This is a genomic window from Williamsia soli (assembly GCF_017377795.1).
Classification (GTDB): Bacteria; Actinomycetota; Actinomycetes; order Mycobacteriales; family Mycobacteriaceae; genus Williamsia; species Williamsia soli.
Map to the genome: position 1 here is coordinate 434,395 of NZ_JAFRDR010000004.1, position 24,360 is coordinate 458,754.

A 24,360-nucleotide genomic window follows, 5' to 3' on the forward strand; every position below is an offset into this window, starting at 1 on the left:
AGGGAGCGTTCACAGGCGTCAGATCCTTTCGCGGCCGGACAGGTGGGCAGATTTACGAGTCCACAGTAGCGACGCCCGGTCTAGAAACGATCACGAGCGCGGGTGTGTACGGACGAAGCGGAGTGGAGTTCGGCGTTTTCCCGGTCGGACAGGGGGAGCGACTCGACTGCACACCGGCCCGCTCGGTAGTGTCACCTGCGTGGGTTCCGTACCGCTCTCAGAAGACACGCTGCCTGCTGACACAGAGGTTTTGTCCGTGTCCCAGGTTTCCTCCCGAATGGGCTTTTCCAACAGCAAGGTCCTCAATCTGATCACCGATGAGCGCCTGCTCGCGGTGCGCCGTGACGGACAGGTCGCCATCCCGGCGCTGTTCTTCGACGGCCCGGAGATCACCAAGCACCTCGTCGGCTTGATCAAAGTGCTGTTCGACGGCGGGTTCAGCCGCGACGAGGCCATGAGATGGCTGTTCGAGGTCCATGATGACCTGGGCATCTGCCCGGCGGAGGCGCTGCACGGGCACCAGGCACGCGAGATGGTGCGCCGCGCCCAGGCCGAGGCTTTCTAGCAGCGTCCGCCGCGCACCAGAGCCGCGGCGATGTGGCCCATCCGGGCCGGTTTCGACAGGCGGGCTCGCTGCGTCAGGACGCGGTAACCGTCTTGTTCGACTTGATCGAGGATGGCTCGGTACATCGTCAGTGCGGCCCTGATCCCGGGTCTGCTGGCGGGGGCCAACAGGGCGATTCCGGGCTCCGCGAGCCGATACTCGGCGCGGGTGATGGCGATCAGATGCGCCAACGCCCGACGCAGCTGCGGAGGTACCTGCCCGTTGCGACGGCACCGTCGGAGCATTGCTCCATCCACCCCGAACGTGGCGAGTTCATCGGTCGGCAGATAGATACGGCCGCGGTCGAGGTCTTCCCCGGCGTCGCGGATGAAGTTGGTGAGCTGAAAGGCGTCGCCCAGCGCCCGCGCTGCCGGCATCGCACTCGCGACCTCCCCGACTGTTCCCAGGATGGGCAGCATCTGTAACCCGATCACGCTCGCCGACCCGTACATGTATTCGCGTAACTGTTCCATCGACCGGTAGGTGGCCACGTGCAGGTCGCTGTCGGGGAGGTCCATCCGCATGGATCGCAGGAAGGCGTCGAAATACTCGTGGGGGATCCCGAACGCGGCCGAGGTATCGGCGACGGCCAGCACCTCGAGGTGTTGTGCTCTGTGGTCGGGATTCTCCAGCGCGGCGTGCAGGTCTGCCTCGATGTCGTCGAGCCGACCCAGCCGATCCGGCCCGGTCGTCGTGTCGACGATGTCGTCGACCATTCGCGCGAACCCATAGAGTGCGTAGACGCCGCGGCGCCGTGCCGGAGAAAGCAATTGGGTTCCGCGATAATAGGTGCGCCCGTGAATCGCGATGAGTTGTTCACAGTGCGCGTAGGCCGTCTCGAGGCGGGTGCCGGCCGTCATGAGGCAGGATCCGCGCCGTCGGCGGACCGACCGCGGGTCAACCGCCGGATCCGCAGGGGATCGCGCCGCACCAGGGACCAGCCGGCGAGCGCCGAGAGAGCAATCGCGACGATCACATCGGTGATCTCGTACATGAAGATGTCATCGCTCGGCCCGAATACCTGGAGCAGGAACACACTGAACGCCACGATGGCGACCAGACCTCGGCGATCGATGGTGAAGACTGCGGCAATCACCAGCGCCCAGGTGTAGTACCAGGGGAGCGTCGACGGCTCGAGCAGCAGAACCGCGAGCATCGCCCACGCCATGCCCTTGACCGCATCACGTTCACTGCCCCGGAACCGCACCCAGAGTCCGATCAGCGTCAAGGCCAACACGACCGAGCCGATGGACCTGGCGACGTCGAGAACGGGAAGCAGTGGAAGGCTCACGAACGGTGACGAGACGAGAGTGGTCAGGTGTGCCATCGCGGTGGGAACCGTGAGCCAGTTGATGATCTTGGCGGCCCAGGTCAGTCCGAGCAGCCATCCGAATCCGTGGCCGACGAGCAGGGTCAGCACACCGAAGATGACTCCACTGAGTCCGACGATCCAGGCCAGTACGCCGGCGACGTCGACAGGTCGGACGCCCGTGGGGTCGCCGTCGGACGGCGCTCGTGCGTGCCGGTCTTCCCGGATGTGCGAGATCCAGATCCACAGCACGAAAGGGATCGCGACACCGGCGGTGATCTTGATCGAGGCGGCCAGTGCCAGCACGCTCACCCCCGCAATGTGTCGGCGCTGGACCACCAACGTGATCCCCGCGATGAGCACGCCCATCATCAACAGCTCGACGTGCGGGCCGCCGACGAGGTGGATCAACACCAGTGGATTGAGGACGACCACCCAGATGGCCATCGCGGGGTCGGTACCGAAGTGGCGGGCGAGCCGCGGCAGCGCCCAGAGGGTCAGCAACAGTCCGGGTAGCAGGACGACCCTCATCACCAGCACACCTGCGATCGGCTGGTCACCGGTGACGGTGGTGACCAGGCGGGTCAGTGACATGAACGCCGGGCCGTAGGGCGCGGTGGTGGTTGCCCACACCTGTGCCATCGAGTCCAGGAGCGGTCCGGGCCGGACCACCGGGCCGTCGGAGTACGGATTGAACCCGTCCCGCAACAAGGCACCCTGCGCGAGATAGGCGTACACGTCGCGGCTGTAGAGCGGCACCGCGATCATCAGCGGGGCGGACTGGGCCAACGAGGCCCAGCCGAGAGCGCGGGTGGGACGATCAGGGGATGGGTCGGCGCTCAGGGTGCGCCCCACCTGGACCCACGAGATGACCATGAGCGCCACCCCCAGCCAGAAAGCGAGGCCGCTCAACGTCTTCCCGTGACCGAAGTAGAGCCACGTCAGGTGCATCGTCTGCAACGACGTCTCGTTGCGGGGGACGTCCCCGACCCCGAAGCTGCCTGCGGCGACGAGCAGAGAACCGGCACACCCCAGCAGCACCTGGCGACCGAGGTCGGTGCGGCAGAAGTCACCCATCGACACCCGGGCGCGGGTCAGTCGCGCTCGGACACCGCTGGCCGGCATCGACGTGGACGTGGACATCGCCGTGGAGTTCCTATTCGCCTGTGATGCGCTGGGCCGCGAGTCGTCCGGAAACCAGCACGGGCGGAATCCCCACACCGGGCACCGTGGAACTACCCGCCAGCACGACGTTGTCGGCGCCCGGTACGAGATTGCGTGTGCGCAGTGGGCCGGTCTGCGGGACGGTGTGGGCTGCGGCGAACGGTGTCCCCGCCGCCATACCCGCCGCCGCCCAGGTGGCCGGATCGTCGATGCGGGCGATCCTGAAGGTCTCTCTGATGCCTGTGTAACCGCGGGTCTCGAGGACGGCCAGCACTTCCCTCACGTAGGGTCCGGCGAGCTGCTGCCACGGTAGGGGTGCCGAATCGAGGTTGGGGCATGGTGCGAGAACCGTGACCGATTCGCCGGCGGCGCTGATGCCGTGCCCGGGGTCGGAGAGGCCGGGCCTGTTGATCAGCAGGGAAGGGTCGCTCATCAGCCGGCCCCGACCGCTGCGTGCGGTCAGCTCCCGAAAGGTCTTGGACCAGGCGGCGCCGAAGTCGAGGGTGTGGTGACCGCCCGGCCACCCGGCGGTGACGTCGGTGGGAACCACGCCGTGGGCGACGACGGCGCTCGGTGAGTAGACGATCCGGCGCGAGCGCCCGGTGCGACGGTGCCCCAGGAGGCGGTCGGTGACGGGGGCGTCGGTGGTGAAGACTGCTGCGTCGCAAGTCCAGACGCGCCCGTCGGTGCTCGTCACCGAGGTGACGCGGTCGCCGGTCCACTGGACGCTCGACGCGGCAGTGCCGAGTTCGACGCGCCCGCCTGCGTCGTGCAGGGCTCCGGCCATGACCTCGGCGACGCGCCCCATCCCGCCTCGCGGGTAGTACACGCCCATACTGATGTCCATGTGGGCGATCACCGCGTATACGGCTCGCGCGCGCTCAGGCGGTACACCGGCGTAAAGGGCCTGAAAGGTGAAGGCGCGCAACAAGCGTTCGTCGGTGACGAACTCTCCCACGCGCGCAGACAACCGGCCCAGCGCGCCGAGCCGCAGCAACGCGGCAGCCCCGGCGCGCGTGGCCGGATCGCGGGCGAGAGAGAGCGCCGAGTCGAAGTTCCGGTTGATGAAGGTGTCCATCTCCACGGCGTACAACTGCCTGAGCCACTCGGTCAGTTCGCGGTAGCCGCGGGCCTGTTGCGCCCCGAACACGTCGGTGATGGCCGCCGCGAACCGATCCTGGTCGCGGTGCACGGCAAGCTCGGTGCCGTCCGCGTAGCGCATGTTGTACGTGGGATCCACATCGATGAGATCGAGCCGGCGTGCTGCGTCCTCCCGCTCGACGCCTACCGCGGCGAGGGGGGCGTGCACCAGCTCGGGCATCGTGAGAATGGTTGCGCCGGTGTCGAAATGGTTGTCGCCGATGGTTTCCGTGGCGACCCGGCCGCCCGGGTGTGCGGCGGCTTCGAGCACGGTGACCTCTCGCCCCGCGCCGCGCAGATGGAGAGCCGCGGTCAGACCCGAGAGCCCGGCGCCGACCACGACTATCCGATCGGTGGGGCCCGAGACCGAAACGACCATCACGCCCGCCGTTGCGTCATGGAGGTCGCCAGTTCAGCGAGGTCCGCCTTCGCGGTGGCGGGGGCACTGCTCGTGGACAGGGTGATCAGTGCCGATTCGACGAGCTCGCCGATCTGCGACTCGACCTCGGCAACCGCGCCGCTGTCAAGGATGATCTGGGTCGTCTCGGCCAATTCCGCCGCGTCGAGGTCTTTGCCGATGCGCCGGCGCAACACCTGCGCTGCGGCGGGGTTGTCGATGTCACTCGAATTCAATGCGGCAGCGAGCAGCGCCGTCCGTTTGCCTGAGATGATGTCGTCGCCCGCGGGTTTGCCGGTCACCTCGGGGTCGCCGAACACGCCCAGCAGATCATCGCGGAGTTGAAAGGCGACGCCCACGTCGGTTCCGAACGAGCGAAGGGCTCCGATCAGGTCTGCGTCGGCGCCGCCGATGGCGGCGCCGAGCTGCAGCGGCCGCTCCACCGTGTAGGCAGCAGTCTTGAAGCGCATCACCCGATGGGCCGCCACGGGCGACTCGTCGCCGGCGGCCTCAGCCGTGATGTCGAGGTACTGACCGGCGAGGACCTCGGTTCGCATCCCTGCCCAGATGTCCGCGACCGCGGCGACCACATCCGGGGTGAAGCCGGCGCCGAAGAAGAGGTCGTCGGCCCATGCCAAAGCCAGGTCACCGAGCAGGATCGCGACACCCTCGCCGTACGACCCTGGGGAGCCGTGCCACCCGGAGTCGCGATGGAGTCGCTCGAACTCCCGGTGCAACGTCGGATGCCCGCGCCGGGTGTCGGATCGATCGATGATGTCGTCGTGGATCAACGCGCAGGCCTGCACGAACTCGAGGGCTGCGCACACGGTCAGCATCTGGTCGGGGAGTGCCCGGGCGGGGCCCGCAGCCTGGTATCCGGCCCAGGCAAAGGTCGGGCGCACCCGCTTGCCACCCCTCAGCACGAATCCGCCCATCGACTCCACCGCCTCGGCGAACCCGGGGGCGATGTCTGAAGCTGCAGCTCGGCGCTCTGCAAAGATCTGTCGCAGTAGCGCGGAGGTCGCCGCTGGGACGTCGCGAAGGGACTCGATGGGCACCTGGTCACCTTAACCGCGGGGTGACAACCGGCTCGGCCGACCGGGCGACGTGGTCCGGCTCGCCTGGGCAATCGTATGATTGCCAGGTGAGTTCGCAGCTACCCCAGACATCGATCGTGCAGCGGCTGGCCGAGCCACATCCGGGGCCGGTTCCGTTTTCCGTCGAGTTCTACCCGCCCCGCGATGAGCAGGCCGAGGCGCGGCTGTGGCGTGCGGTGCGCATCTTCGAGCGGATGGGTCCTGCATTCGTCTCGATGACCTACGGCGCCGGCGGGTCGACCCGCGACCGCACCCTGCGGATCGTCGGGCAGCTGGCCCGCGAGACCACGTTGCTGCCGGTTGCTCATCTGACCGCGGTCGGGCACAGCGTGGAGGAGTTGCGGGCGATGGTCGGCGGCTTTGCCGATCAGGGGATCACCAACATCCTCGCGTTGCGCGGCGATCCGCCCGGTGACCCGCTGGGCGAGTGGGTCAAGCACCCCGAGGGGCTCGAGTACGCTGAGCAGCTCGTCCGACTGGTGCAAGAGCTCGGCGACTTCAACGTCGGCGTCGCATCGTTCCCCGAAGGCCACCACAGAGCTCCCGACCTCGACCACGACACGAAGTATCTGGTGTCGAAACTCCGTGCCGGAGCTCAGTATTCGATCACCCAGATGTTCTTTGACGTCGACGACTTCCTTCGTTTGCGTGACCGGGTGGTCGCGGCCGATCCCGAGCAGGGCGCGAAGCCACTCATTCCGGGGATCATGCCCATCACGTCCCTGGCGTCGGTCCGTCGCATGGTGGAACTGTCGGGTTCGGTGCTGCCCGCCGACATCGATCGGCGCCTGGCAGCGGCGGCCGGTGGCGGACCGGAAGAAGACCGGGAAGCTGTCCGGGCCGTTGGTATCGATCTCGCCACGCAGATGGCGCAGCGGCTCATCGCCGAAGGTGTGCCGTGCCTGCACTTCTGCAGTCTGAATTTCGCCAAGGCGACCAGCGAGGTGCTCGAGCGCCTCGGTATGAACGTGATGGCTGCCTGAACCATCGCGGTCAGGGCGCCAGCGCTCGTCCCTTCCAGATCAACTTTCCGGTGACACGGGCCCGCAGTGAGTCTGCGACAGCCACCGCGCTCACGACCATCGACAAAGGGTGCGCGATCGCCGAGATCACGTCGAGGCCACTCAGGGTGCCTGTCTCGGCGCGACGGGCGATCAGGCGAGAGGCGATGCCACAGGCGAGTGCTGCCGCAGCCCGTTCTCGCCGCCGTCCGGACGCGAGGTCGAGAAGTGGGATGAGGTTTGCGCAGCCGAACACAACGGCGACAGCGACGGCCCCGGCCGGACCACCGAATTCCGTTCCGAGCCAGCGTCGATAGCCCTGCCAGGTCTCGGCGGGACCGTCGTACATCCGGCAGGACGCCACGTCTTTGCCACTGCGGACGGTCGAGCCGAGCCCGATGTCGCGGTACTGCCGTGCGAGCGCGAGGTCGTCGGTGATCTTGCCGCGCACCGACGCATGGCCACCGGCCCGCCGGTAGTCGATGCTCGAGGTGATCAGGAATTGACCGTTCGCCACCGCCATTGATCTCCACTGCAGCCGTTCGGACACGCCCAAAGGCACCGAGCCCAACCATGACCAGCACAGCAACGGCTGGACGAGGTGCTCGAAGAAGGATCCGGCGCGCTGCGCGGGCCATACAGACAGCAGGCCGCCTGCGTCGATGCAGGTGCGCACGCCCCGGGCGAGGGCAGTTGGTGACAAGCGCACGTCGGCGTCGACGAATACGACCATCCCCTCGCCGACGCGATCGGCGAGCAGGGTCATGGCGTGGATCTTCCCGGTCCAGCCCGGCGGTGGTGGAATGTGATTGCGACGCAACTCGAAGCGGGGGTCGTCGGCGATCGCGGCGGTCGCGACCTCGCCGGTCCCGTCGGACGAATCGTCGTCACAGATCAGTACCCGCAGATCCGCGATCCCTGTCTGGGCCCGGAGGTCCGAGATCAAGGACGCGATCCGCGAGGCCTCGTCGCGCGCCGGGATGCACACCCAGACGGGTTCGTCGATCAGCCGGCCGGGTTCGGCCAACGATCCGACCCGCTGGACATTGGCAAGTGCCACAGCCACGTTGACTGCCGACAACCCCAGCGGTAGCCAGCCGATCAGCGGGTCGACCGGTCGTCGTCTCGAGTGCCGCCTGGCGTCGCAGAGCTCTGCCGGGTGTCCACGGGTCGTCGGGTCGGGGCGCCGGGGCGAGGTGATTGATCACGGTTGACCCAGGCCAGCGCCACGACGATCACCGTGACGGCCAACGCGATTCCCGCCATCAGTCCGGTCCATCCTGTGAACGCGGCGGTTCCGGGTTCTTCGTAATTCGCCTCGGCGGTCATGGGTGAGGCCTTGCCGATCTCAGGCTTCCACGACACCGCGTCCTCGCCGTCCTGCTGCCCGTTGGTGGCACTGACCGGCCCGGCGAACTGGACGGAGAACTCGACATAATCTCTGCCCGGCGCGAGGCCCTGCAGATCCGCGGTACCACGGAATGCGACGACATCGCCGCGACGCTGTGCGTTGAGGTCCATGGTCACCGACGTGTCCGGATACGCGTCGTCGACCAGTTCTCCGAGTTGGGTGAACTGTCCGAGGGTCGCCTCGGTGAAGGTCGCGCGGGTCCCGATCAACCCGTCTCGTTTGAACTCGGTCGCGCTGACCACCGACTCCAGCGACTGCGGGACGACGATCTGAGGGCCTTTTTCCTGGCCGACGTCCTTCTCGGCCAGCACCATGGCTCCCCAGAGGCGGTCGCCGAATTCGGTGGGCGAATTCGAGCAGGCCGCGAGTGCGGGACCGCAGACCAGGACCAGCAGGGCAAGAACCAGGCTCACGGGGCCGCGGCGCTGCCGGCCGCGGGGCTGTCGGGTGATCTGAGGCACGCGACTATCGTGCCATTAGTGCTGCGCCGGCGTGGAAAGGGCGCGCTCTCGTGCGTTCAACGTGGGGTCAGGCGGCCCCTGCCGACTGCGCCGAACAGGCAGATCGCGGCAGGAACACCGACGATGCCCATTCCGATCAGCCCGTAGGGGACTGCGGCGGGCAAGTCCGGATCGTCGAGAAAGACGAGAAAGGCCAACGCTGATCCGAGCCAGGTCCAGGTGAACCAGCCGATGGGGGTGATCGCCGAGCGCCAGGTGATGACGATCGGCTGCCGGTCGATGAACGACAGGAGCGTGAACATCACCGCGGCGACCCCGGCCCAACCGAGGAAGTTCGTGATGGGGATCTGATCGATGCCCGGCAGGCCGGCATCCCGGGCCTCCCAGGTCCACAACCCCGCGCTGACCATCTGCGGATCGAGATACAGGTCCCAGCCGACCATTCCCGCAGTTGCAAGTGGGACCCGGAACCACGGTGCTGTCGTGATGAATGAGCTGACCCACCAGATGCAGTAGCCACCGGCCGTCCAGGCCAGGCCGATGACGATCGGCACGTCAGCGATCGACGGGCCGATCCGGCCGGTGGCGTACTCGTAGGCGCCGAACGGGAAAGACGTTGCGGTACCGATGATCTCAGCGCTCCAGCCGACACCCGCAGTTGCCGCGACCATCGCCACCGTCCGAAGGGTGCCGAGGCGGGCTGCCGAATGGAGCACCATCGCCGCGGCTGAGGCGAGCACCACGGTGACAGTCACGTGATCCCGGGTGGTGCCGTCGACGAGTGGGTAGGTGATCTGCGCTGCGATGGATACGACGAGCAGTGCGGCCGATAGTGCAAACCGGGTGTCCGGTGACGTCATCCCCATCGACCGCGGGTGATCTTCGACAGGGTCGAACGTCGGCCGGCCAGCACGGCGGTGGCGGCAATCCGACCACTCGCCCCACATACTCCGCCACCGGGATGGGTGGAGGCACCGGCCAACACGAGGCCGGGGGCACCGGGGATACGGTGCTGGGCCATTTCCGGGTGGGGCCGCCAGATCATCATCTGATCCAGCGACATCTCGACGTGCATGATGTTGCCCCCGGTGAGCCCGAGTTCGGTCTCGAGATCGGCCGGCGTCTGGATCCGGGTGTGCTCGATCGAATCGGAGAACCCCGGCGCGTGCCGGTCGAGTTCGGCGACGATGCCGGCTGCGGCCTCGGCAGCGAGGTCGCTCCAGCTGCGACCCCCGGAGAGGCGGTATGGGTGCCACTGCGCCCACAGGCTTGTCGAGTGGTGCCCGGCAGGTGTCAGCGTCGGGTCGATCGCGGAATAGCTCATCGCCACCAGGGCCGGACGGCGTGGCAGATCGCCCGCGGAGGCATCGGCATACGCCCGGGCGAGTTGTCCCCGGTCCGTCACGAGCAACCCGAGTGCTGAGTGGACTCCGGCGTCATCGCCGATCCCGCGATAGCTGGGCAGTGCGGTACCGCCGAGGCGCACCGCCATCCCGATCCCGTTTCCGACCCGGATCTGTGCTGCCCAGCGATCGGCGGTCGCGGAATCGAAACCGCCGGCCCGCAGGAGCTTCAGGGTGGTGAGGATGTGACAGGCACTGACGACCGAGCGGGCCCGCTGTTCGCTGCCGTCCTCACATCGCACCAGCCAGTCGTCGCCGCGCTTCTCCAGGGCCGTCGCGGCGGCGGAGAGCCGTACCTCGCCGCCGTCTGCCTCGAGTTTGCGGACCAGGGCTTCGGTCAGAGCTCCGCTGCCACCGATCGCGCGGCCAGGTGGGATGGTGTGCATCGCGGCGGCAAAACCGACCATGGGGGCGGTTCCGGGCTCGTTCATCGGCGGCCCGGACTGAGCGCCGAACCAGGCGAGAGCCGCCTTGAGCTGTTCGGACTCGAACCAATAGTCCAGCAAGGAGTCGCCCGACATCAGGAACTCCTGGGACAGTCCGAGGCCGGACGACGCCCCTTTGCCGGGTATGCGGCCCTGCAGGCCCCAGAATGCTTTTCCGAGCGCGATGGGGGAGGGCGAGGAGGTGAATGCCGACATCATCGCAGCCGACCGCTCGGACCAGACGGCCACGAATGCGCGGTAGGCCTCGGCGTCGGCTGCGCCGCAGGCATTTTCGATGGACGCGCACGTGCGATCGAGGTCTTTGTAGAAGATGATCGGCTCGTGGGTGTCGCTCGCCGGGCTGAATGCCCACGGGTCGCAATCGATGTAGCGGAGACCGTGATCGGCCAGCGCCAGTTCTTCGAGGATCGGCGTGTGCCGGATCATCAGGTGCGCCGATGATCCACGATCCACCCGGTATCCAGGGAACCGCTCCACGGTCGACACGGCGCCACCGGGGATGCTGTCGCGTTCGACCACCACGACCCGTTGTCCCGCGGCGGCCAGATATGCGGCGGCAACAAGACCGTTGTGGCCCGCTCCGATGACGACGGTGTCGATCATTGATGCTCCTACTTCAGTGGCAGAGTTCGACCAAGTACAGCAAATGGTCGTGGGTCCCCCGAGAAAGTGAAGCGACGCAACACGTCGGCGAACCCCAGCCGACGGTAGAGCCGCCACGCGCGGTTGTTCTCCTCGCTGATCTCAGGGGTCGAGAGCAGGACTTGCGGTTCGGTTCTGTCGGCGAGCAGGCGCACCAGCAGCGCCTCGCCGATCTGCTGACCCTGGGCGGCGGGGTGCACGTGCAGTTCGGTCAGTTCGAAATAGTCGTCGGTGATCGACCGGATCCGCTCCGGATCGGCCCCCGCTCGGGTCAGCCCTGAGCGAACCTGCTGGTTCCACCATTGATCGCCCGCACCGCGGTATCCGTACGCGATCCCGACGATGGTTTCCTGCGAGGAGGCGGCGCCGGGCGACTCCACGGCCGCGACCGCTTGCCAGCCGGGACGGTGGACGTGCTCCTGCCACAGGGGAGCGCGCTGCACCTCGGTGCCCTCCGGATAGTTCATCGCGGTCACGTACACCGTCAAGGCATCGGGTAACCACGTCCGTGCGTCTTGGGCCGAAAGGTCCACGAGCCGGATGGGCACAGAAGTTTCCGCCTTCTTCGCTTGAGGGTTGTCGCCGTCGTAGGTATATTGAATATGTCGAACGGGTGTTCGAGGCTTCAACCTCCGCAAAGGCCAAGCCACATCGTTGCCCGCACGACGTGAGGGCGGTCCGGTGGTCGACGAGGGAAGCGTGGGCCACCGGACCGGACCCACACGGACACGATGCCGACGGAAGGATCACAACAGATGTCGCCGACAATCTCGCATCCGTCACGTGGGACGGCGGCTGCGCGCAGCCTGAAATCGAACCCGCTTCCGGATCCGGCCCAGATCATTTCGGCCCGCGACCTGCTGGTGCGAGCAGAGTCCCGGCTCCGCGAATCCGACGTTGTGACCGATCCCACCGAAGAATTCAGTGCGCTCTACCAGTCGGCGCTCAGGGCGGCCGGTGCGGTGCTCGCCGTGACCGAACGGCCGACGCGTCGGCGGGGCTCGCGAAGCGCCTGGTCTCGGTTGCCGCAGGCGGTTCCGGAGATGACGGGTTGGGCCACCTACTTCGCAGGTCTGTCGCGCCTTCGTGCGGACGCCGAGGTCGGGCTCCGCGCGGTCTCGGAGGAGCAGATCGCATCATTACGACCCCGCGTGGACGAGTTCCTGCACGCTGTCGAAACCGAAATCGTTCGACGCGAGCAGGGTAAGTCGTCGAAAATGCCCGCCGGAGCGGCCTGAACGCGGGAATTTCGCTCAGATGGACCAATCTTGACGAACTTGTGGCGGGGAATGGTGGTCGGGACTTCCAACACCTCGTATCATTTCAAGTGGGCCCACCGCAGTGGGCCCGGGCAACCGGAATCGTCCCCCGCGAGCTCTACGGAAACCACGTGCTGAAGGAGGGGGCGGGTGCCACTCTCAGAGCACGAGCAGCGCATGCTCGAACAGATCGAAAACGCTCTGTACGCAGAAGACCCCAAGTTTGCGTCCAACGTCCGATCGCGTCGCTTCGGCGGCTCCACTGCTCGTCGTCGCCTGCAAGCGGCGGTCTTGTTCATAGTTGGTCTGGTCCTTCTCATCGGAGGGTTGGTCGTAGACGTGATGATCGGCGGTTTCCCCATCATCAGTCTCGTCGGATTCCTGGTGATGTTCGGCGCCGGCCTGATGGCTTTGTGGGGTTCACGAAGCGGTCCGGGTCCGGCAAGCGGTGCCGCCGCGGCGGGGTCTTCCCCCCGTAGGTCTTCGGGTCGTGAGCCGCGCCAGGGCCGTAAGTTCTCCGAGCGGATGGAAGAGCGGTTCAACCGCAGGTTCGAAGAGGAGTAACCCAGGGCTCGAAAAGTTCTGCAAAACCGCGTATCGCCATTGCGATACGCGGTTTTTTTATGTCCAGACCCCGTGAGGTCCCGCTCACCCCCACCTTCCCCACTCTCGCCCACTTCGTGGCAAATATGCCGCTCCTGTGACTGCAGTGACCCATGGTGTACCCGTGCGACGTTCATATCGGTCCGAAACGCGCTGACCTAGGAATGGTGCCCCACCACTCCACGCGCCTTCTGCCTGCACAAATGAGCTGGCGTGCCGAAAATCAGCGAGTTAGGGGGTGGAAAGTGGAGAGTTGTGGGGTATGGTGGTGCTTGTTGGTGGGAGAGCCCGGAATCTCCCAATCAACTGGGTTGGAGGTGTCGACATGGCTGACGCTATGTTTTTCGGCACCTACACGCCCAAGCTCGACGACAAGGGGCGGCTGACGTTGCCCGCCAAGTTCCGAGATGCATTAGCGGGAGGCGTGATGATCACAAAAGGTCAAGATCGCAGCCTTGCGGTGTATCTGCGGGATGACTTCTACGAGTTGGCGCGAAAAGTGCTCAGTTCGCCGAAGAACGACCCGGCGGCCCGTGCGTTCCAGCGTCAGTTGAGTTCGGGCACAGACGAGCAGAGGCCCGATGGGCAAGGCCGGATAAGTCTGGCATTGGACCATCGTCGCTATGCGGGTCTGGCCAAAGAGTGTGTGGTGATTGGAAACATGAGCCACCTGGAGATCTGGGACGCGCAGACGTGGCGCGACTACCAGGACGAGCACGAGGAGAACTTCTCGAGCGTGGGCTTCGACGCGCTGGATGCGGTCGAAGGGCCGTAACGCCAAGCGGACTCACGTGGGTGAATCGAGGCCTCTGCCCGATCCGACCCTGACGCACTTCCCCAGCGCCAGGTTCGGTCGGGCAGGGACCAGGACTCATCCACGGGTAGCCGCACCAGCGATGTGAATGATGTTGCCGACCTCTTTATGTACTCAGACACACGCGAAGGGGCTCAGCATCGTGGATCACGCCGAAAATGTATTCGGACACATCCCGGTAATGGCAGAGCGCATGACAGAGCTGCTGGCTCCCGCGATCACCCGACATGATGAGCACGGTCGCGGTGCGGTGTATGTCGATGGAACGCTCGGAGCCGGTGGGCACACAGAATTGGTGGCGCGAACCTTTCCCGGAGTGTCGATCATCGGGATCGATCGTGACGAGTACGCACTTGCGCTCGCCCGAGAGCGCCTTTCATCTTTCGGCGAGCGGATCACGTTCGTGCACCTGCGATACGACGACATCGTCGAAGCGCTGCGGGTGGCCGGCGTGGCCGCTTATGACGCAGGGCTCTTCGACCTCGGCGTATCGTCAATGCAACTCGATCAGGCCGACCGCGGCTTCGCATACTCTGTCGACGCCCCGCTCGACATGCGGATGAACGCCGACGATCCGCTGACCGCGGCAGACGTGCTCAACACCTACTCGCACGGCGAGCTGGCCCGTGTCCTCTCGGAATACGGCGATGAACGGTTCGCCGGGAAGATTGCGTCTGCCGTACTGCGCGAGCGTGAGGTCGAACCGTTCACGACAAGCGCCAGGCTTGTCGAGTTGCTGTACCGGTCGATTCCGGCCGCGACGCGGCGAACGGGGGGACACCCGGCCAAGCGCACGTTTCAAGCGTTGCGAATCGAGGTCAACGGCGAGCTGACGTCACTGCGTGCGGCGTTGCCCGCCGCGCTCGATTCACTGGCCGTGGGTGGCCGGCTCGCGATCATGTCGTATCAGTCGCTCGAGGACCGCATTGTCAAACGGGAGTTCACAGCGCGTACGACGTCGACCACACCGCCCGGTCTACCTGTCGACTTGCCCGGTACCGCACCGGAATTCGCGCTTCTGACCCGTGGCGCCGAGCGCGCATCTGACCCAGAAATCGAGCTCAACCCACGATCGGCGTCCGTCCGGGTGCGGGCTGTCGAACGGATCGCCAGGAGGAATCAGTGACCATCACCGACGATCAGGCGAGTACTCGCGAGCGCAGGGCCCCGTCGGCACGGAAGGCAGACGGCACCAGGGTGCGCTCGGCGGCGGCCCAGCGGGCGCTCGACAAGCGCCGCAAACGTCTTGGGAGCGAGACGGTTTCCGAGCGCTCGGCACGCGGCGCGCGGGTCCGTTCGGTTCCGGTCGAGAAGGACAAGGCGAATCCGCGCTCGGTCGTCGGCGTCACCTTTGCGCCGTTGCGCGCCGCGAGGCGGGTACCGTTCGCGGTCGTCGTGGTGGCCATGCTCCTCGCCGGTCTCGCGCTCACCTTGTGGCTCTCGACCAAGTCCGCTCAGGACTCCTATCAACTCGGTGTCGTTCGTGAGCAGAACGAGCAGTTGTCCGATCGTCGTGACGCACTGAAAAAGGCCTACGAATCCGGGGATTCGGCTCCAGAGCTCTCCGACAAGGCGGGGGCACTGGGGATGATCCCGGGAAATGACAAGGCCCGCTTGGTGGTTGGTCCCGATGGGAAGTCGTTCGTGGTCGGTGAGGTCAAGCCGGCCGATGGACCGAAGGCGCCGTCGATGAATGATGCACCCGCTGCGTCGCCGCGAACTCCGACCACCTCGGGGCGCCCGAGCACCACGCCCATGCCGGGTGTTCAGGGCACACCGATCGGAGCCGGCACCACACCGGAGGCCACGACGCCGAATCCGGCGACCCAGGTGCAGCCGGCTCCCGATGGGCAGACTCCGGCAAATCCGGCAGCGCCACCGACCTTTTCGAATGTTCTGCCATCAACTGGCGGCGCGCCGGGCTCAAATTCGGGCCAAACACGTTAGCGCACCGGAGAATTGACAACCATGAAGTCCGTATGTGCGAGGAGCGCAGGTATCCGGTGCGCTGAACGCAAAGGGTGTGGCCGATGACCCGGCCGACCCGCGGCGAACGACGCACCGTCCGTCGCGCCGGCGGACGCGAACGAATGGGACCATCGCGGCGGCCTCGAGGCAGGCAGGGGAATGGCGGCGCCTCAGGTGCCCGCGCCACCGAAAACCCGGGAGGTGCATCGCGGTCGAACGGTGTTCGTAGCGGTTTCCCGGTGGGCGGTTCGGCGCATGGTCGGGGAGAAGCGGTCAAGGCGGGGCGGCAGTTCCTTGTGCGGCATCGCTTTGCCACCGCGCTGATCCTGCTCGTCGTGGCGGTGGTCGCCATCAAGATGGTGATGCTCCAGATCGTGGATGCGCCGGGGCTGTCGGCAGAGGCCGCGAGCCAACGAGCGGTGACCGAGGTCCTACCGGCCAAACGCGGCGCGATCGAAGACCGCAACGGTAAGGCGATCGCGTATACCGACGATGCCCGCGCACTGACCTTTCAGCCGGTGAAGGTGCGCAAGGAGATCGAGGAGGCACACACGAAGAACTCTGCCCTGCCGGACGTGTCCACCAGGATCAGTCAGATCGCAGCGGGGATCAGTGCCGAGCTCGGGGGTGAGTTCGAGGAGTCGTCTCTGCGGGAACTGCTACAGAGCGACGAGAGCTTTGTGTACCTCGCCCGTGCCGTCAGCCCGGAGGCCGCGAACAAGATCATCGACGAGTTCCCGGAGGTCGGGTCCGAACGGCAGGACATCCGCCTTTATCCCGGTGGTCCGTTGGCCGCCAACATCGTCGGCGACGTCGACTTCGACGGCAATGGTCTGATCGGACTCGAATCATCCATGGATTCCGTGCTTTCGGGTACCGATGGCTCGCGGACCTACGACCGCGGTTCCGACGGCGCGGTGATTCCAGGCAGTTCACGCAACCTGCATCCATCGGTCGACGGTGGCACCGTGGAACTCACCATCGATTCCGATGTCCAGTGGTACGTGCAGAACCAGGTGCAGCGGGCCAAGGAATTGTCCAAGGCCGAGAACGCCTCTGCGGTGGTGCTCGACGTGAAGACCGGCGAGGTTCTCGCCATGGCCAACGACGGCACCTTCAATCCCGCCAAACCCCTTGATGAGCAGGGTGATGCGCAACTCGGTGACCTGCCCGTCACGTCGCCGTTCGAACCTGGTTCGGTGAACAAGATCATCACCGCGGCAGCCGCGATCGAGTACGGCGTGACCACCGCAGATCAGGTTCATCAGGTGCCGGGCAGCATCGACATGTCTGACGTCACCGTGAAAGACGCCTGGGCGCACGGGGTCGAGCCGTACACCACCACCGGCATCTTCGGTAAGTCCTCGAACGTCGGCACCCTGATGCTGGCAGACAAGGTCGGTGAAGACCGGTTCGCCGACATGGTCAAACGATTCGGACTCGGTCAGCGTGCCAATGTCGGGCTACCGGCGGAGAGCGCCGGAGTGGTACCGGCCCGCAGTCAGTGGTCCGGCGGTACGTTCGCCAACCTGCCGATCGGGCAGGGCCTGACGATGACGTTGCTGCAGATGACCGCGATGTATCAGGCCATCGCCAACGACGGCGTCCGCATCGAACCGCGAATCATCAAGTCCATCAACGGCGACGGTCAGGAGGGCGAACTCGCACCGCCCGACGGGGTGCGCGTGGTCAGTCCGCAGACCGCCAAGACGGTGCGCGACATGTTCCGCGCAGTGATCCAGAATGACCCGATGGGTGTGCAGATGGGCACGGGGTCGAAGGCCGGGGTACCCGGGTACCAGATCAGCGGCAAGACCGGAACCGCACAGCAGGTCGACCCGAACTGTGGCTGCTACTCGCAATCGAGTTACAACATCACCTTCGCCGGCATCGCGCCCGCCGACAACCCGCGCTACGTGATCGGCATAATGCTCGACAATCCCTCGCGAAGCAGCGATGGCAGCGGCGGGCAGAGCGCGGCACCGCTGTTCCAGACCATCGCTTCGTGGATGCTGCAGCGCGAGCAGGTACCACTCTCGGCCGAGCCCACCCCACCACTGGTGTTGCAGGCGAACTGATCCGTCGGCGGTATGTTGTGGAAATGTCTGCTCCCGAGAACTCGGTGCTGCGCCCAGCCGTGGTGACACCGACCGAAGTCGCGGTGCTGTCGGCGGCGAGTGGTGCGCGGATCGATCTGATCGGCGCCGTCACCGAGAAGACCGAGGTCACCGGCGTCACCCTGCGCGCGCAGCACGTACGCACCGGCGATCTCTTCGCCGCCCTGCCCGGTAGCAAGGTGCACGGTGCTCAGTTTGCCGCCGATGCTCTGGCCGCCGGGGCCACCGCCGTGCTCACCGACCGGGTGGGCCGCGACATCGTCGAGGCCATCGCGGGGCCGATCGATTGCGCCGTCCTGGTTCATCCCCGGCCGCGTCAGGTGCTCGGGGAGCTGAGCTCGCGGATCTACGGTCAGCCCTCGCGCCGGATAACGCTGGTCGGTATCACCGGTACCTCTGGCAAGACCACCAGCAGTTACCTCACCGAGGCGGCTCTGATGGCGGATGGTCACTCCGTCGGCCTGATCGGCACGGTTGAGACACGTATCGCGGGTATCCGTCAGCCGAGCGCACTGACCACACCGGAGGCCCCGGAACTACAGGGTCTCCTCGCTGCGATGCTCGAGCAGGGCGTGGACGCGGTCGTCATGGAGGTCTCGAGTCATGCCCTCGAGCTCGGCCGGGTGGACGGCAGCGTATTCGGGATCGGAGCGTTCACCAATCTCTCGCAGGACCATCTCGACTTCCATCCCACGATGCGCGACTACTTCAACGCGAAATCGTTGCTCTTTCAACCTGATTCGGCGGTGCACGCGTTGCGCACCGTCATCTGCGTCGACGACGAATGGGGCCGGGAGATGGCCCGTATCGCCGGCGAGAACGCGATCACCCTTTCGACCGGCGACACCGCGGCCCACTGGCACGCCGGCCCATCGGACGTTGCCGTCGACGGAAGTCAGACGGTGACGCTGACCGATCCCGATGGGGACACGTTCACGATGACCGTCCCCATGCCGGGACGATTCAACGTGGCCAACGCCTTGACCGCCGTCGTGATCGCCTCCGTCGCCGGCGTGGCGACGACCGTCGCGATCGAGTCGATCAGCGAGGTCGCGGTACCAGGCCGGGTCGAACGGGTGAGTCGAGGGCAGGACTTCCTCGCTGTGGTCGACTACGCGCACAAGCCTGCTGCGCTCGAGGCAGTCATCGAGACGCTACGCGGTCAGGCGAGCGGGCGGATCGCGGTTGTGGTGGGGGCCGGTGGCAACCGGGACACGGGCAAACGGCCGCTCATGGGAGCGGCCGCGGCGCGGGGCGCGGAGCTGGTGGTGATCACCGATGACAACCCTCGAACGGAAACGCCCGCCGAGATCCGGGCACAGGTGCTGGCCGGCGCGCACGCTGTGGCCCCCTCGGCCCGACCAGACGGCGCGGAAGCCGTGCGCGAGATCGGGGATCGCGCCGAGGCCATCCGGGCAGCGGTGGCGTGGGCGCAGCCCGGCGACGTGGTGCTCATCGCCGGCAAGGGCCACGAAGCCGGACAGGAGATCCATGGCGTCAAACACCGGTTCGACGACCGGGTCGTCCTTGCCGAGTCGATCGACGAGATTCTGATTGCGCGCACTGCTCCCGCTGCCGATGGGGCGGCTCGATCCCGGAGGCACGATTGACGCCGCCGACGCGATTGACGTTGTCGGACGGACGCACGGCGGGTCATCTGCTGTCCCAGCCGACCGGGCCCGTGACCCAGCGATCCGTGCGGACGGCGCTGCGTGAACTCGCCGACGTGGTGCATGCCCAGCCGGAACGGCGCAGCTGGGCCATACTCGGTGAGCTCGATCCGCCTGACGAGTTGGACGTTCACGATGCGCTCGAGATGACGCGGTGGGTGGTTTCACACGACGAACTCGGACGACTTGCGGTACGACTCGACATCGCGCAGGTGATCTGTGTCGGCACGTCGCGGGCGATGCACGGCCTCCACCAGGGAGCGGTCATGGAAGGGTCATGGGGTTCGGAGGCGGTGCTGGTGTCGGGCCCGAAGGAGGCGCTGGACATACTGGATGCGCAACTCGGCCAAGACGACGTGGTCCTGGTCATGGGTGGACGTGAGCTGAGACTGGCCGAATCATTCGGGGCCGGCGGGGTATCGAAAGGTGAGGACTTCTAGGTGAGACAGATCCTGATTGCGGGGGTGATCTCGCTGGCTGTCGCGATCCTGCTGACCCCGGTGCTGATCAAGGTCTTTTCACGACAGGGATTCGGCCAAGAGATCCGGGTCGAAGGGCCCAAGAGCCATCAGACCAAACGCGGCACCCCGTCGATGGGCGGCGTCGCCATCGTCGCGGCTCTGTGGGCCGGGTACTGGGGCGCGCACCTGGTCGGACTCGCGACCGACGGAGGCGGTCCCACCGCGTCCGGCATCCTGGTGCTCTCGCTGGCGACGACACTGGCCTTGGTCGGGTTCCTCGACGACTTCATCAAAATACGTAAGCAGCGCAACCTCGGTCTGAACAAGACCGCGAAGTCGGTGGGCCAACTGATCGCCGCCCTCCTGTTCGGTGTCCTGGCACTGCAGTTCCGGAACGACGCCGGGTACACACCGGCGAGCACGAATCTGTCGTACGTGCGCGAGATCGACGCCATCACGATGGGGTCGGTCGCGTTCGTCGTGTTCGTCTGGCTGGTGGTCTCGGCCTGGTCCAACGCCGTCAACTTCACCGACGGACTCGATGGTCTCGCCGCGGGATCGATGGCGATGGTGCTGGGTTCCTACGTCCTGATCACGTTCTGGCAGTACCGGAATGCGTGCGTCGGTGGACCGAAGACCGCCGAACCCGGCTGTTACACCGTGCGCGACCCACTCGACCTCGCGCTCATCGCTGTGGCCGGCGGCGGCGCGTGTCTGGGATTCCTCTGGTGGAATGCCGCGCCCGCCAAGATATTCATGGGCGATACCGGCTCACTCGCACTCGGTGGCATGCTGGCCGGCCTGTCCATCACGACCAGCACGGAACTGCTGATGGTGGTGGTGGGTGCACTGTTCGTCGCGGAGATCATCTCGGTGGTCATCCAGATCGCGGTGTTCCGGACCACGGGCCGGAGAGTCTTCCGAATGGCGCCCTTCCATCACCACTTCGAACTGTCCGGGTGGGCAGAGACCACGGTGATCATCAGATTCTGGTTGCTCACGGCCATCGCCTGTGCGCTGGGGCTGTCGCTGTTCTACAGCGAGTTCCTCACCGCCAGCGGGGGATAGGCATGAGCGCAGAACCCAGGAACGCCGAACCCGGCTCGGCAGTTCCGGAACTGTGGTCGGGTCGGGTCCTGGTCGCCGGGGCCCGGGTCGCCGGTGCATCGGCTGCGCGATTCCTGCTCGACCTCGGCGCCGCGGTGACGGTCTGCGACAACAACACCGAGATCACCGCTCCGCTCGTGAGCGCCGGGGCGACCGCTGTCGGGGCAGATGAGCTCCTCGAGCGCCCCGATTGGACCGCCGACTACGATTTGCTGGTCGTTTCACCGGGCTTCCGTCCTGATGGTCCGCTGCCGACGGGCGCACTCGCGGCCGGACTGCCGGTCTGGGGCGAGGTCGAATTGGCTTGGCATATCGACAAAGCCGGACTGCTCGGCCCATCGCGACAGTGGCTGGTGGTCACGGGCACCAACGGTAAGACCACCACGACCGGGATGATCGAGTCGATCGTCACCGCCGCCGGAGTTCCGGTGGCGGCGTGCGGCAACATCGGTCTCCCGGTCCTCGACGTCCTCGTCGCCGAGCCCCGGGTCGAGGTCCTCGCGGTCGAATTGTCGTCGTTCCAGCTCTACTGGGCGCCATCGGTCCGCCCGACCGCGGGAGTCGTCCTGAACATCGCCGAAGACCACCTCGATTGGCACGGGTCGATGGCCGCCTACATCGCGGCGAAAGCGGTTGCGTTGTCCGGGCCGATCGCGGTGGTCGGACTCGACGATCCGGTGGCGGGGAAACTCACCGCGGGCACACCGGGCGCACGCACCATCGGGTTCCGGCTGGGGTCCCCGCGTGACGGAGAACTCGGTATCTCCAACGGCCACCTGGTCGATCATGTCGATTGGGACGGCAGTGGTGATCACTCGGTCGTACCCCTGATCAGGGCCGAGAAGGTTCGTCCGACGGGCCCCTCCGGCCAGCTCGATGCGCTGGGCGCTGCCGCCCTGTGCCGGGCGATCGGGATCTCTCCGCAAGCCGTCGAGCGAGGTCTGGAGAACTTCACGGTCGGTGGTCATCGCAGCCAGCCGGTCGCCGTCATCGGCGCGACCACGTTCATCGACGACTCCAAGGCCACCAACCCCCACGCTGCTCAGGCGTCGATCCTCGGACATCGCCGGGTGGTCTGGGTCGCCGGGGGACAACTCAAGGGTGCGACGGTCGACGATCTCGTCGTGGCGGTTCGCGATCGGCTCGCCGGGGTGGTGATCATCGGAGTCGATCGTGATGTCATTGCCGACGCATTGGCACGACACGCCCCTTTGGTCCCAACAGTCACAGTAGTAACAGGGGAAGATGACGGGGTGAAGACAGCTGCCCCCACTGCGATCATGGCCGGCGCGGTGCGGGCCGCCTGGGACCTGTGCGCCGCCGATCCCGACACGCCGGACGCGGTTCTCCTCGCGCCTGCGGCCGCCTCGCTGGACATGTTCGCCGGTTACGGCGCTCGCGGCGACAGCTTCGCAGCTGCGGCCCGGGCGCTGCCGGGAGCTTTGACCGCAGGGGTTTCCTGATGCGGGAGGGTTCGGACGTCGACAGCCCGGATGAGCTGGACCACATCGAGGCGCCGGACGAGAACACCGATACTTCCTCCGAACCCGACGCCGCGTCTGGTCAGGACACCGTCGCGGAGTCCGAAGAAGCCGAATCATCCACGCGCCGGACCTCTCCCACCCGTGACCGTAAGGTCGTCTCGCTGGGCGAGGGAATCGGATCGGTGATCTCGGCGGTCGCCGGAGTGCTCAGTCGTCCGCTGGCCTCGTTCCATCTCATCGTCACGCTCACCGTGCTGCTCACCACATTCGGTCTGGTCATGGTGTTGTCGGCGTCGTCGGTGGAGGGCTATTCGAAGACCGGATCGTCTTACGGACTGTTCACCACCCAGCTGGTGTTCGCCGCACTCGGGGTGGTGCTGTTCTACTTCGCGGTGAGGATGCCCGTCAGGTTGATGCGCAGACTCGCGGCGCCCGCGATCATCATCACGACGATCATGTTGATCCTGGTGCTGATCCCCGGAATCGGAACCCTCAGCCAGGGCGCGCGCCGCTGGTTTGTCGTCGGCGGTCTCTCGGTCCAGCCGTCGGAGCTCGTCAAGGTCGCGCTCTGCGTCTGGGGTGCGCACCTGCTGGCCTCCCGCCGCCGCGACAACGCTTCGCTCCGCGAACTGCTGATCCCGCTGATCCCCGTCACGTTCCTGATCTGTGTGCTGATCGTCCTCGAGCCGAACCTGAGCACCACGGTCACCATCGCGATCATTGTCGGTGCCCTGCTGTGGTTCGCGGGTCTGCCGATGAAGGTCTTCGGCTTCTTCGCGGTTTCCGGCGTGCTGCTGGCGGGCGTGCTGGCGATGACAGCCGGATATCGCAGCGAGCGGGTGCGAAGCTTCTTCGGTCACATCGACGATCCTCAGGGGGCCGGCTACCAGGCCCGGCAGGCCCGGTACGCGCTGGCGAACGGGGGTCCGTTCGGCGAGGGACTCGGACAGAGTCGCGCCAAGTGGAACTACCTGCCCAACGCGCACAACGACTTCATCTTCGCGATCATCGGCGAAGAACTCGGTCTCATCGGCGGTCTCATCGTCTTGCTGCTCTTCGGATTGCTCGCCTTCGTCGGCCTGCGGATCGCGATGCGGTCGGTCGATCCGTTCCTACGATTGTTGACGGCCACGATCACGGTGCTGGTGACCGCTCAGGCACTGATCAACATCGGCTACGTGGTCGGCCTGCTCCCGGTGACCGGGATTCAGCTCCCGCTGCTCTCGGCTGGTGGTACCTCGACCTTCACGACGCTCGTGATGTTCGGTCTGCTGGCCAACGCCGCCCGCCATGAACCTGAAGCGGTCGCAGCGCTCGCCTCGGGTGGAGACGGCAGGTTCGGCCGGATCCTGCGTCTGCCGAACCCAGTTCCGTACTCACAGACCCGCGCTGAGGCGCTCCGTGATCGGCTCGACCGGCGCCGCGGACAGCGTCCCGGCCCGGCTGTGCGGGCTCGCCGCGCAGTGGCCACCGAACCCACCCGTCGCGCCGCGCGCAGCGCACAGCCGGCGAGGAGTTACCCGCCGCAAGATCGCGGTCGTGTGCGACCGGTGCGGACCCCGGACTGGGGATATGGCGACGCAGACCCAGCGCGTCGCCGCTCGACCCGGGGTACTGCCAGCCCACCCAGGACGCGGCAGGTGCCGTTGCGCAACAATGACCCCTATGCCCGAGACCGTCAGCCACGTGAGAACCGACGAGGCCATGATCCCTATGCCCGAGGAGCTTCGCGAGAAGATCCGCGAGGGAGATATCGCGATTCGGACAGGCGCCGGTGACGGATCTGTCCCGTCCGGCCGGAA

At 66.4% G+C, this 24,360-nt stretch carries 22 protein-coding genes; 13 read left to right on the forward strand and 9 right to left on the reverse strand.

Annotated elements, in window-relative coordinates:
- The first annotated feature begins 199 nt into the window (after positions 1-199).
- Positions 200-565 (forward strand): Rv2175c family DNA-binding protein, encoded by a 366-nt coding sequence (locus tag J3S28_RS14035; RefSeq protein WP_207841333.1) that lies wholly within the window; start codon positions 200-202, stop codon positions 563-565.
- Here the strand turns inward: J3S28_RS14035 and J3S28_RS14040 are convergent.
- The 4 genes from J3S28_RS14040 to J3S28_RS14055 are packed head-to-tail and all read right to left on the reverse strand — an operon-like array spanning position 562 to position 5,672.
- Positions 562-1,464, reverse strand: a complete 903-nt coding sequence (locus J3S28_RS14040; RefSeq protein ID WP_207841334.1) for a phytoene/squalene synthase family protein — start codon at positions 1,462-1,464, stop codon at positions 562-564. The genes J3S28_RS14035 and J3S28_RS14040 overlap by 4 nt on opposite strands.
- Positions 1,461-3,056, reverse strand: coding sequence for an alpha-(1->6)-mannopyranosyltransferase A (locus J3S28_RS14045; RefSeq protein WP_272874182.1), 1,596 nt, complete (start codon positions 3,054-3,056; stop codon positions 1,461-1,463). The genes J3S28_RS14040 and J3S28_RS14045 overlap by 4 nt, the downstream gene beginning before the upstream one ends.
- A 13-nt stretch (positions 3,057-3,069) precedes the next feature.
- Positions 3,070-4,596 (reverse strand): phytoene desaturase family protein, encoded by a 1,527-nt coding sequence (gene crtI, locus J3S28_RS14050; protein WP_207841335.1) that lies wholly within the window; start codon positions 4,594-4,596, stop codon positions 3,070-3,072.
- Entirely contained in the window at positions 4,596-5,672 is a 1,077-nt protein-coding gene (locus tag J3S28_RS14055) for a polyprenyl synthetase family protein (protein WP_307797128.1), read from the reverse strand. The genes crtI and J3S28_RS14055 overlap by 1 nt, the downstream gene beginning before the upstream one ends.
- Positions 5,673-5,758: 86 nt before the next feature.
- On the opposite strand from J3S28_RS14055, the gene J3S28_RS14060 reads away from it, so the two are divergent.
- A complete protein-coding gene (locus J3S28_RS14060; protein ID WP_094647513.1) occupies positions 5,759-6,694 on the forward strand; it encodes a methylenetetrahydrofolate reductase in 936 nt (311 codons plus the stop codon).
- Between the two features lie 10 nt (positions 6,695-6,704).
- Here J3S28_RS14060 and J3S28_RS14065 read toward each other — a convergent pair whose 3' ends face one another.
- From J3S28_RS14065 to J3S28_RS14085, 5 genes are read right to left on the reverse strand one after another with little or no spacing between them, the layout of a single operon-like run.
- On the reverse strand, positions 6,705-7,778 hold the full coding sequence (locus J3S28_RS14065) for a glycosyltransferase family 2 protein (RefSeq protein ID WP_207841336.1): 1,074 nt from the start codon (positions 7,776-7,778) through the stop codon (positions 6,705-6,707).
- Positions 7,779-7,813: 35 nt separating this feature from the next.
- On the reverse strand, positions 7,814-8,584 hold the full coding sequence (locus tag J3S28_RS14070) for an LppM family (lipo)protein (protein ID WP_207841337.1): 771 nt from the start codon (positions 8,582-8,584) through the stop codon (positions 7,814-7,816).
- A gap of 56 nt (positions 8,585-8,640) precedes the next feature.
- Positions 8,641-9,444 (reverse strand): carotenoid biosynthesis protein, encoded by an 804-nt coding sequence (locus tag J3S28_RS14075; protein ID WP_237341501.1) that lies wholly within the window; start codon positions 9,442-9,444, stop codon positions 8,641-8,643.
- Positions 9,441-11,036, reverse strand: coding sequence for a phytoene desaturase family protein (locus J3S28_RS14080; protein ID WP_207841339.1), 1,596 nt, complete (start codon positions 11,034-11,036; stop codon positions 9,441-9,443). The genes J3S28_RS14075 and J3S28_RS14080 overlap by 4 nt, the downstream gene beginning before the upstream one ends.
- An 8-nt stretch (positions 11,037-11,044) precedes the next feature.
- Positions 11,045-11,623, reverse strand: a complete 579-nt coding sequence (locus J3S28_RS14085) for a GNAT family N-acetyltransferase (protein ID WP_207841340.1) — start codon at positions 11,621-11,623, stop codon at positions 11,045-11,047.
- A gap of 207 nt (positions 11,624-11,830) precedes the next feature.
- On the opposite strand from J3S28_RS14085, the gene J3S28_RS14090 reads away from it, so the two are divergent.
- The 11 genes from J3S28_RS14090 to ftsW all read left to right on the forward strand — a co-directional run bounded on the left by J3S28_RS14090 (position 11,831) and on the right by ftsW (position 24,336).
- Entirely contained in the window at positions 11,831-12,313 is a 483-nt protein-coding gene (locus J3S28_RS14090; RefSeq protein ID WP_207841341.1) for an SAV_6107 family HEPN domain-containing protein, read from the forward strand.
- A 171-nt stretch (positions 12,314-12,484) separates the two neighbouring features.
- Positions 12,485-12,898 (forward strand): SCO2097 family morphological protein, encoded by a 414-nt coding sequence (locus J3S28_RS14095; RefSeq protein ID WP_207841342.1) that lies wholly within the window; start codon positions 12,485-12,487, stop codon positions 12,896-12,898.
- 376 nt (positions 12,899-13,274) lie between these two features.
- On the forward strand, positions 13,275-13,712 hold the full coding sequence (mraZ, locus tag J3S28_RS14100; RefSeq protein ID WP_084837072.1) for a division/cell wall cluster transcriptional repressor MraZ: 438 nt from the start codon (positions 13,275-13,277) through the stop codon (positions 13,710-13,712).
- 232 nt (positions 13,713-13,944) lie between these two features.
- The gene (gene rsmH / locus J3S28_RS14105) at positions 13,945-14,877 is read left to right on the forward strand and encodes a 16S rRNA (cytosine(1402)-N(4))-methyltransferase RsmH (protein ID WP_372436005.1); all 933 of its coding nucleotides are present in this window, start codon (positions 13,945-13,947) and stop codon (positions 14,875-14,877) included.
- Positions 14,874-15,698 carry a cell division protein FtsL gene (gene ftsL / locus J3S28_RS14110; RefSeq protein WP_237341503.1) on the forward strand — a complete coding sequence of 275 codons (825 nt, stop codon included), beginning with the start codon at positions 14,874-14,876 and terminating at the stop codon, positions 15,696-15,698. Before rsmH ends, ftsL begins: the two co-directional genes overlap by 4 nt.
- An 83-nt stretch (positions 15,699-15,781) precedes the next feature.
- Entirely contained in the window at positions 15,782-17,797 is a 2,016-nt protein-coding gene (locus tag J3S28_RS14115) for a peptidoglycan D,D-transpeptidase FtsI family protein (protein ID WP_207841344.1), read from the forward strand.
- A gap of 23 nt (positions 17,798-17,820) precedes the next feature.
- Positions 17,821-19,446, forward strand: a complete 1,626-nt coding sequence (locus J3S28_RS14120) for a UDP-N-acetylmuramoyl-L-alanyl-D-glutamate--2,6-diaminopimelate ligase (protein ID WP_207841345.1) — start codon at positions 17,821-17,823, stop codon at positions 19,444-19,446.
- Entirely contained in the window at positions 19,443-19,946 is a 504-nt protein-coding gene (locus J3S28_RS14125) for a UDP-N-acetylmuramoyl-tripeptide--D-alanyl-D-alanine ligase (protein ID WP_207841346.1), read from the forward strand. Before J3S28_RS14120 ends, J3S28_RS14125 begins: the two co-directional genes overlap by 4 nt.
- Positions 19,947-21,035, forward strand: a complete 1,089-nt coding sequence (mraY, locus tag J3S28_RS14130) for a phospho-N-acetylmuramoyl-pentapeptide-transferase (protein WP_207841347.1) — start codon at positions 19,947-19,949, stop codon at positions 21,033-21,035.
- Between the two features lie 2 nt (positions 21,036-21,037).
- Positions 21,038-22,537, forward strand: coding sequence for a UDP-N-acetylmuramoyl-L-alanine--D-glutamate ligase (gene murD, locus J3S28_RS14135; protein ID WP_207841348.1), 1,500 nt, complete (start codon positions 21,038-21,040; stop codon positions 22,535-22,537).
- Positions 22,537-24,336 (forward strand): putative lipid II flippase FtsW, encoded by a 1,800-nt coding sequence (gene ftsW, locus J3S28_RS14140; RefSeq protein WP_207841349.1) that lies wholly within the window; start codon positions 22,537-22,539, stop codon positions 24,334-24,336. The genes murD and ftsW overlap by 1 nt, the downstream gene beginning before the upstream one ends.
- Positions 24,337-24,360: the final 24 nt, after the last annotated feature.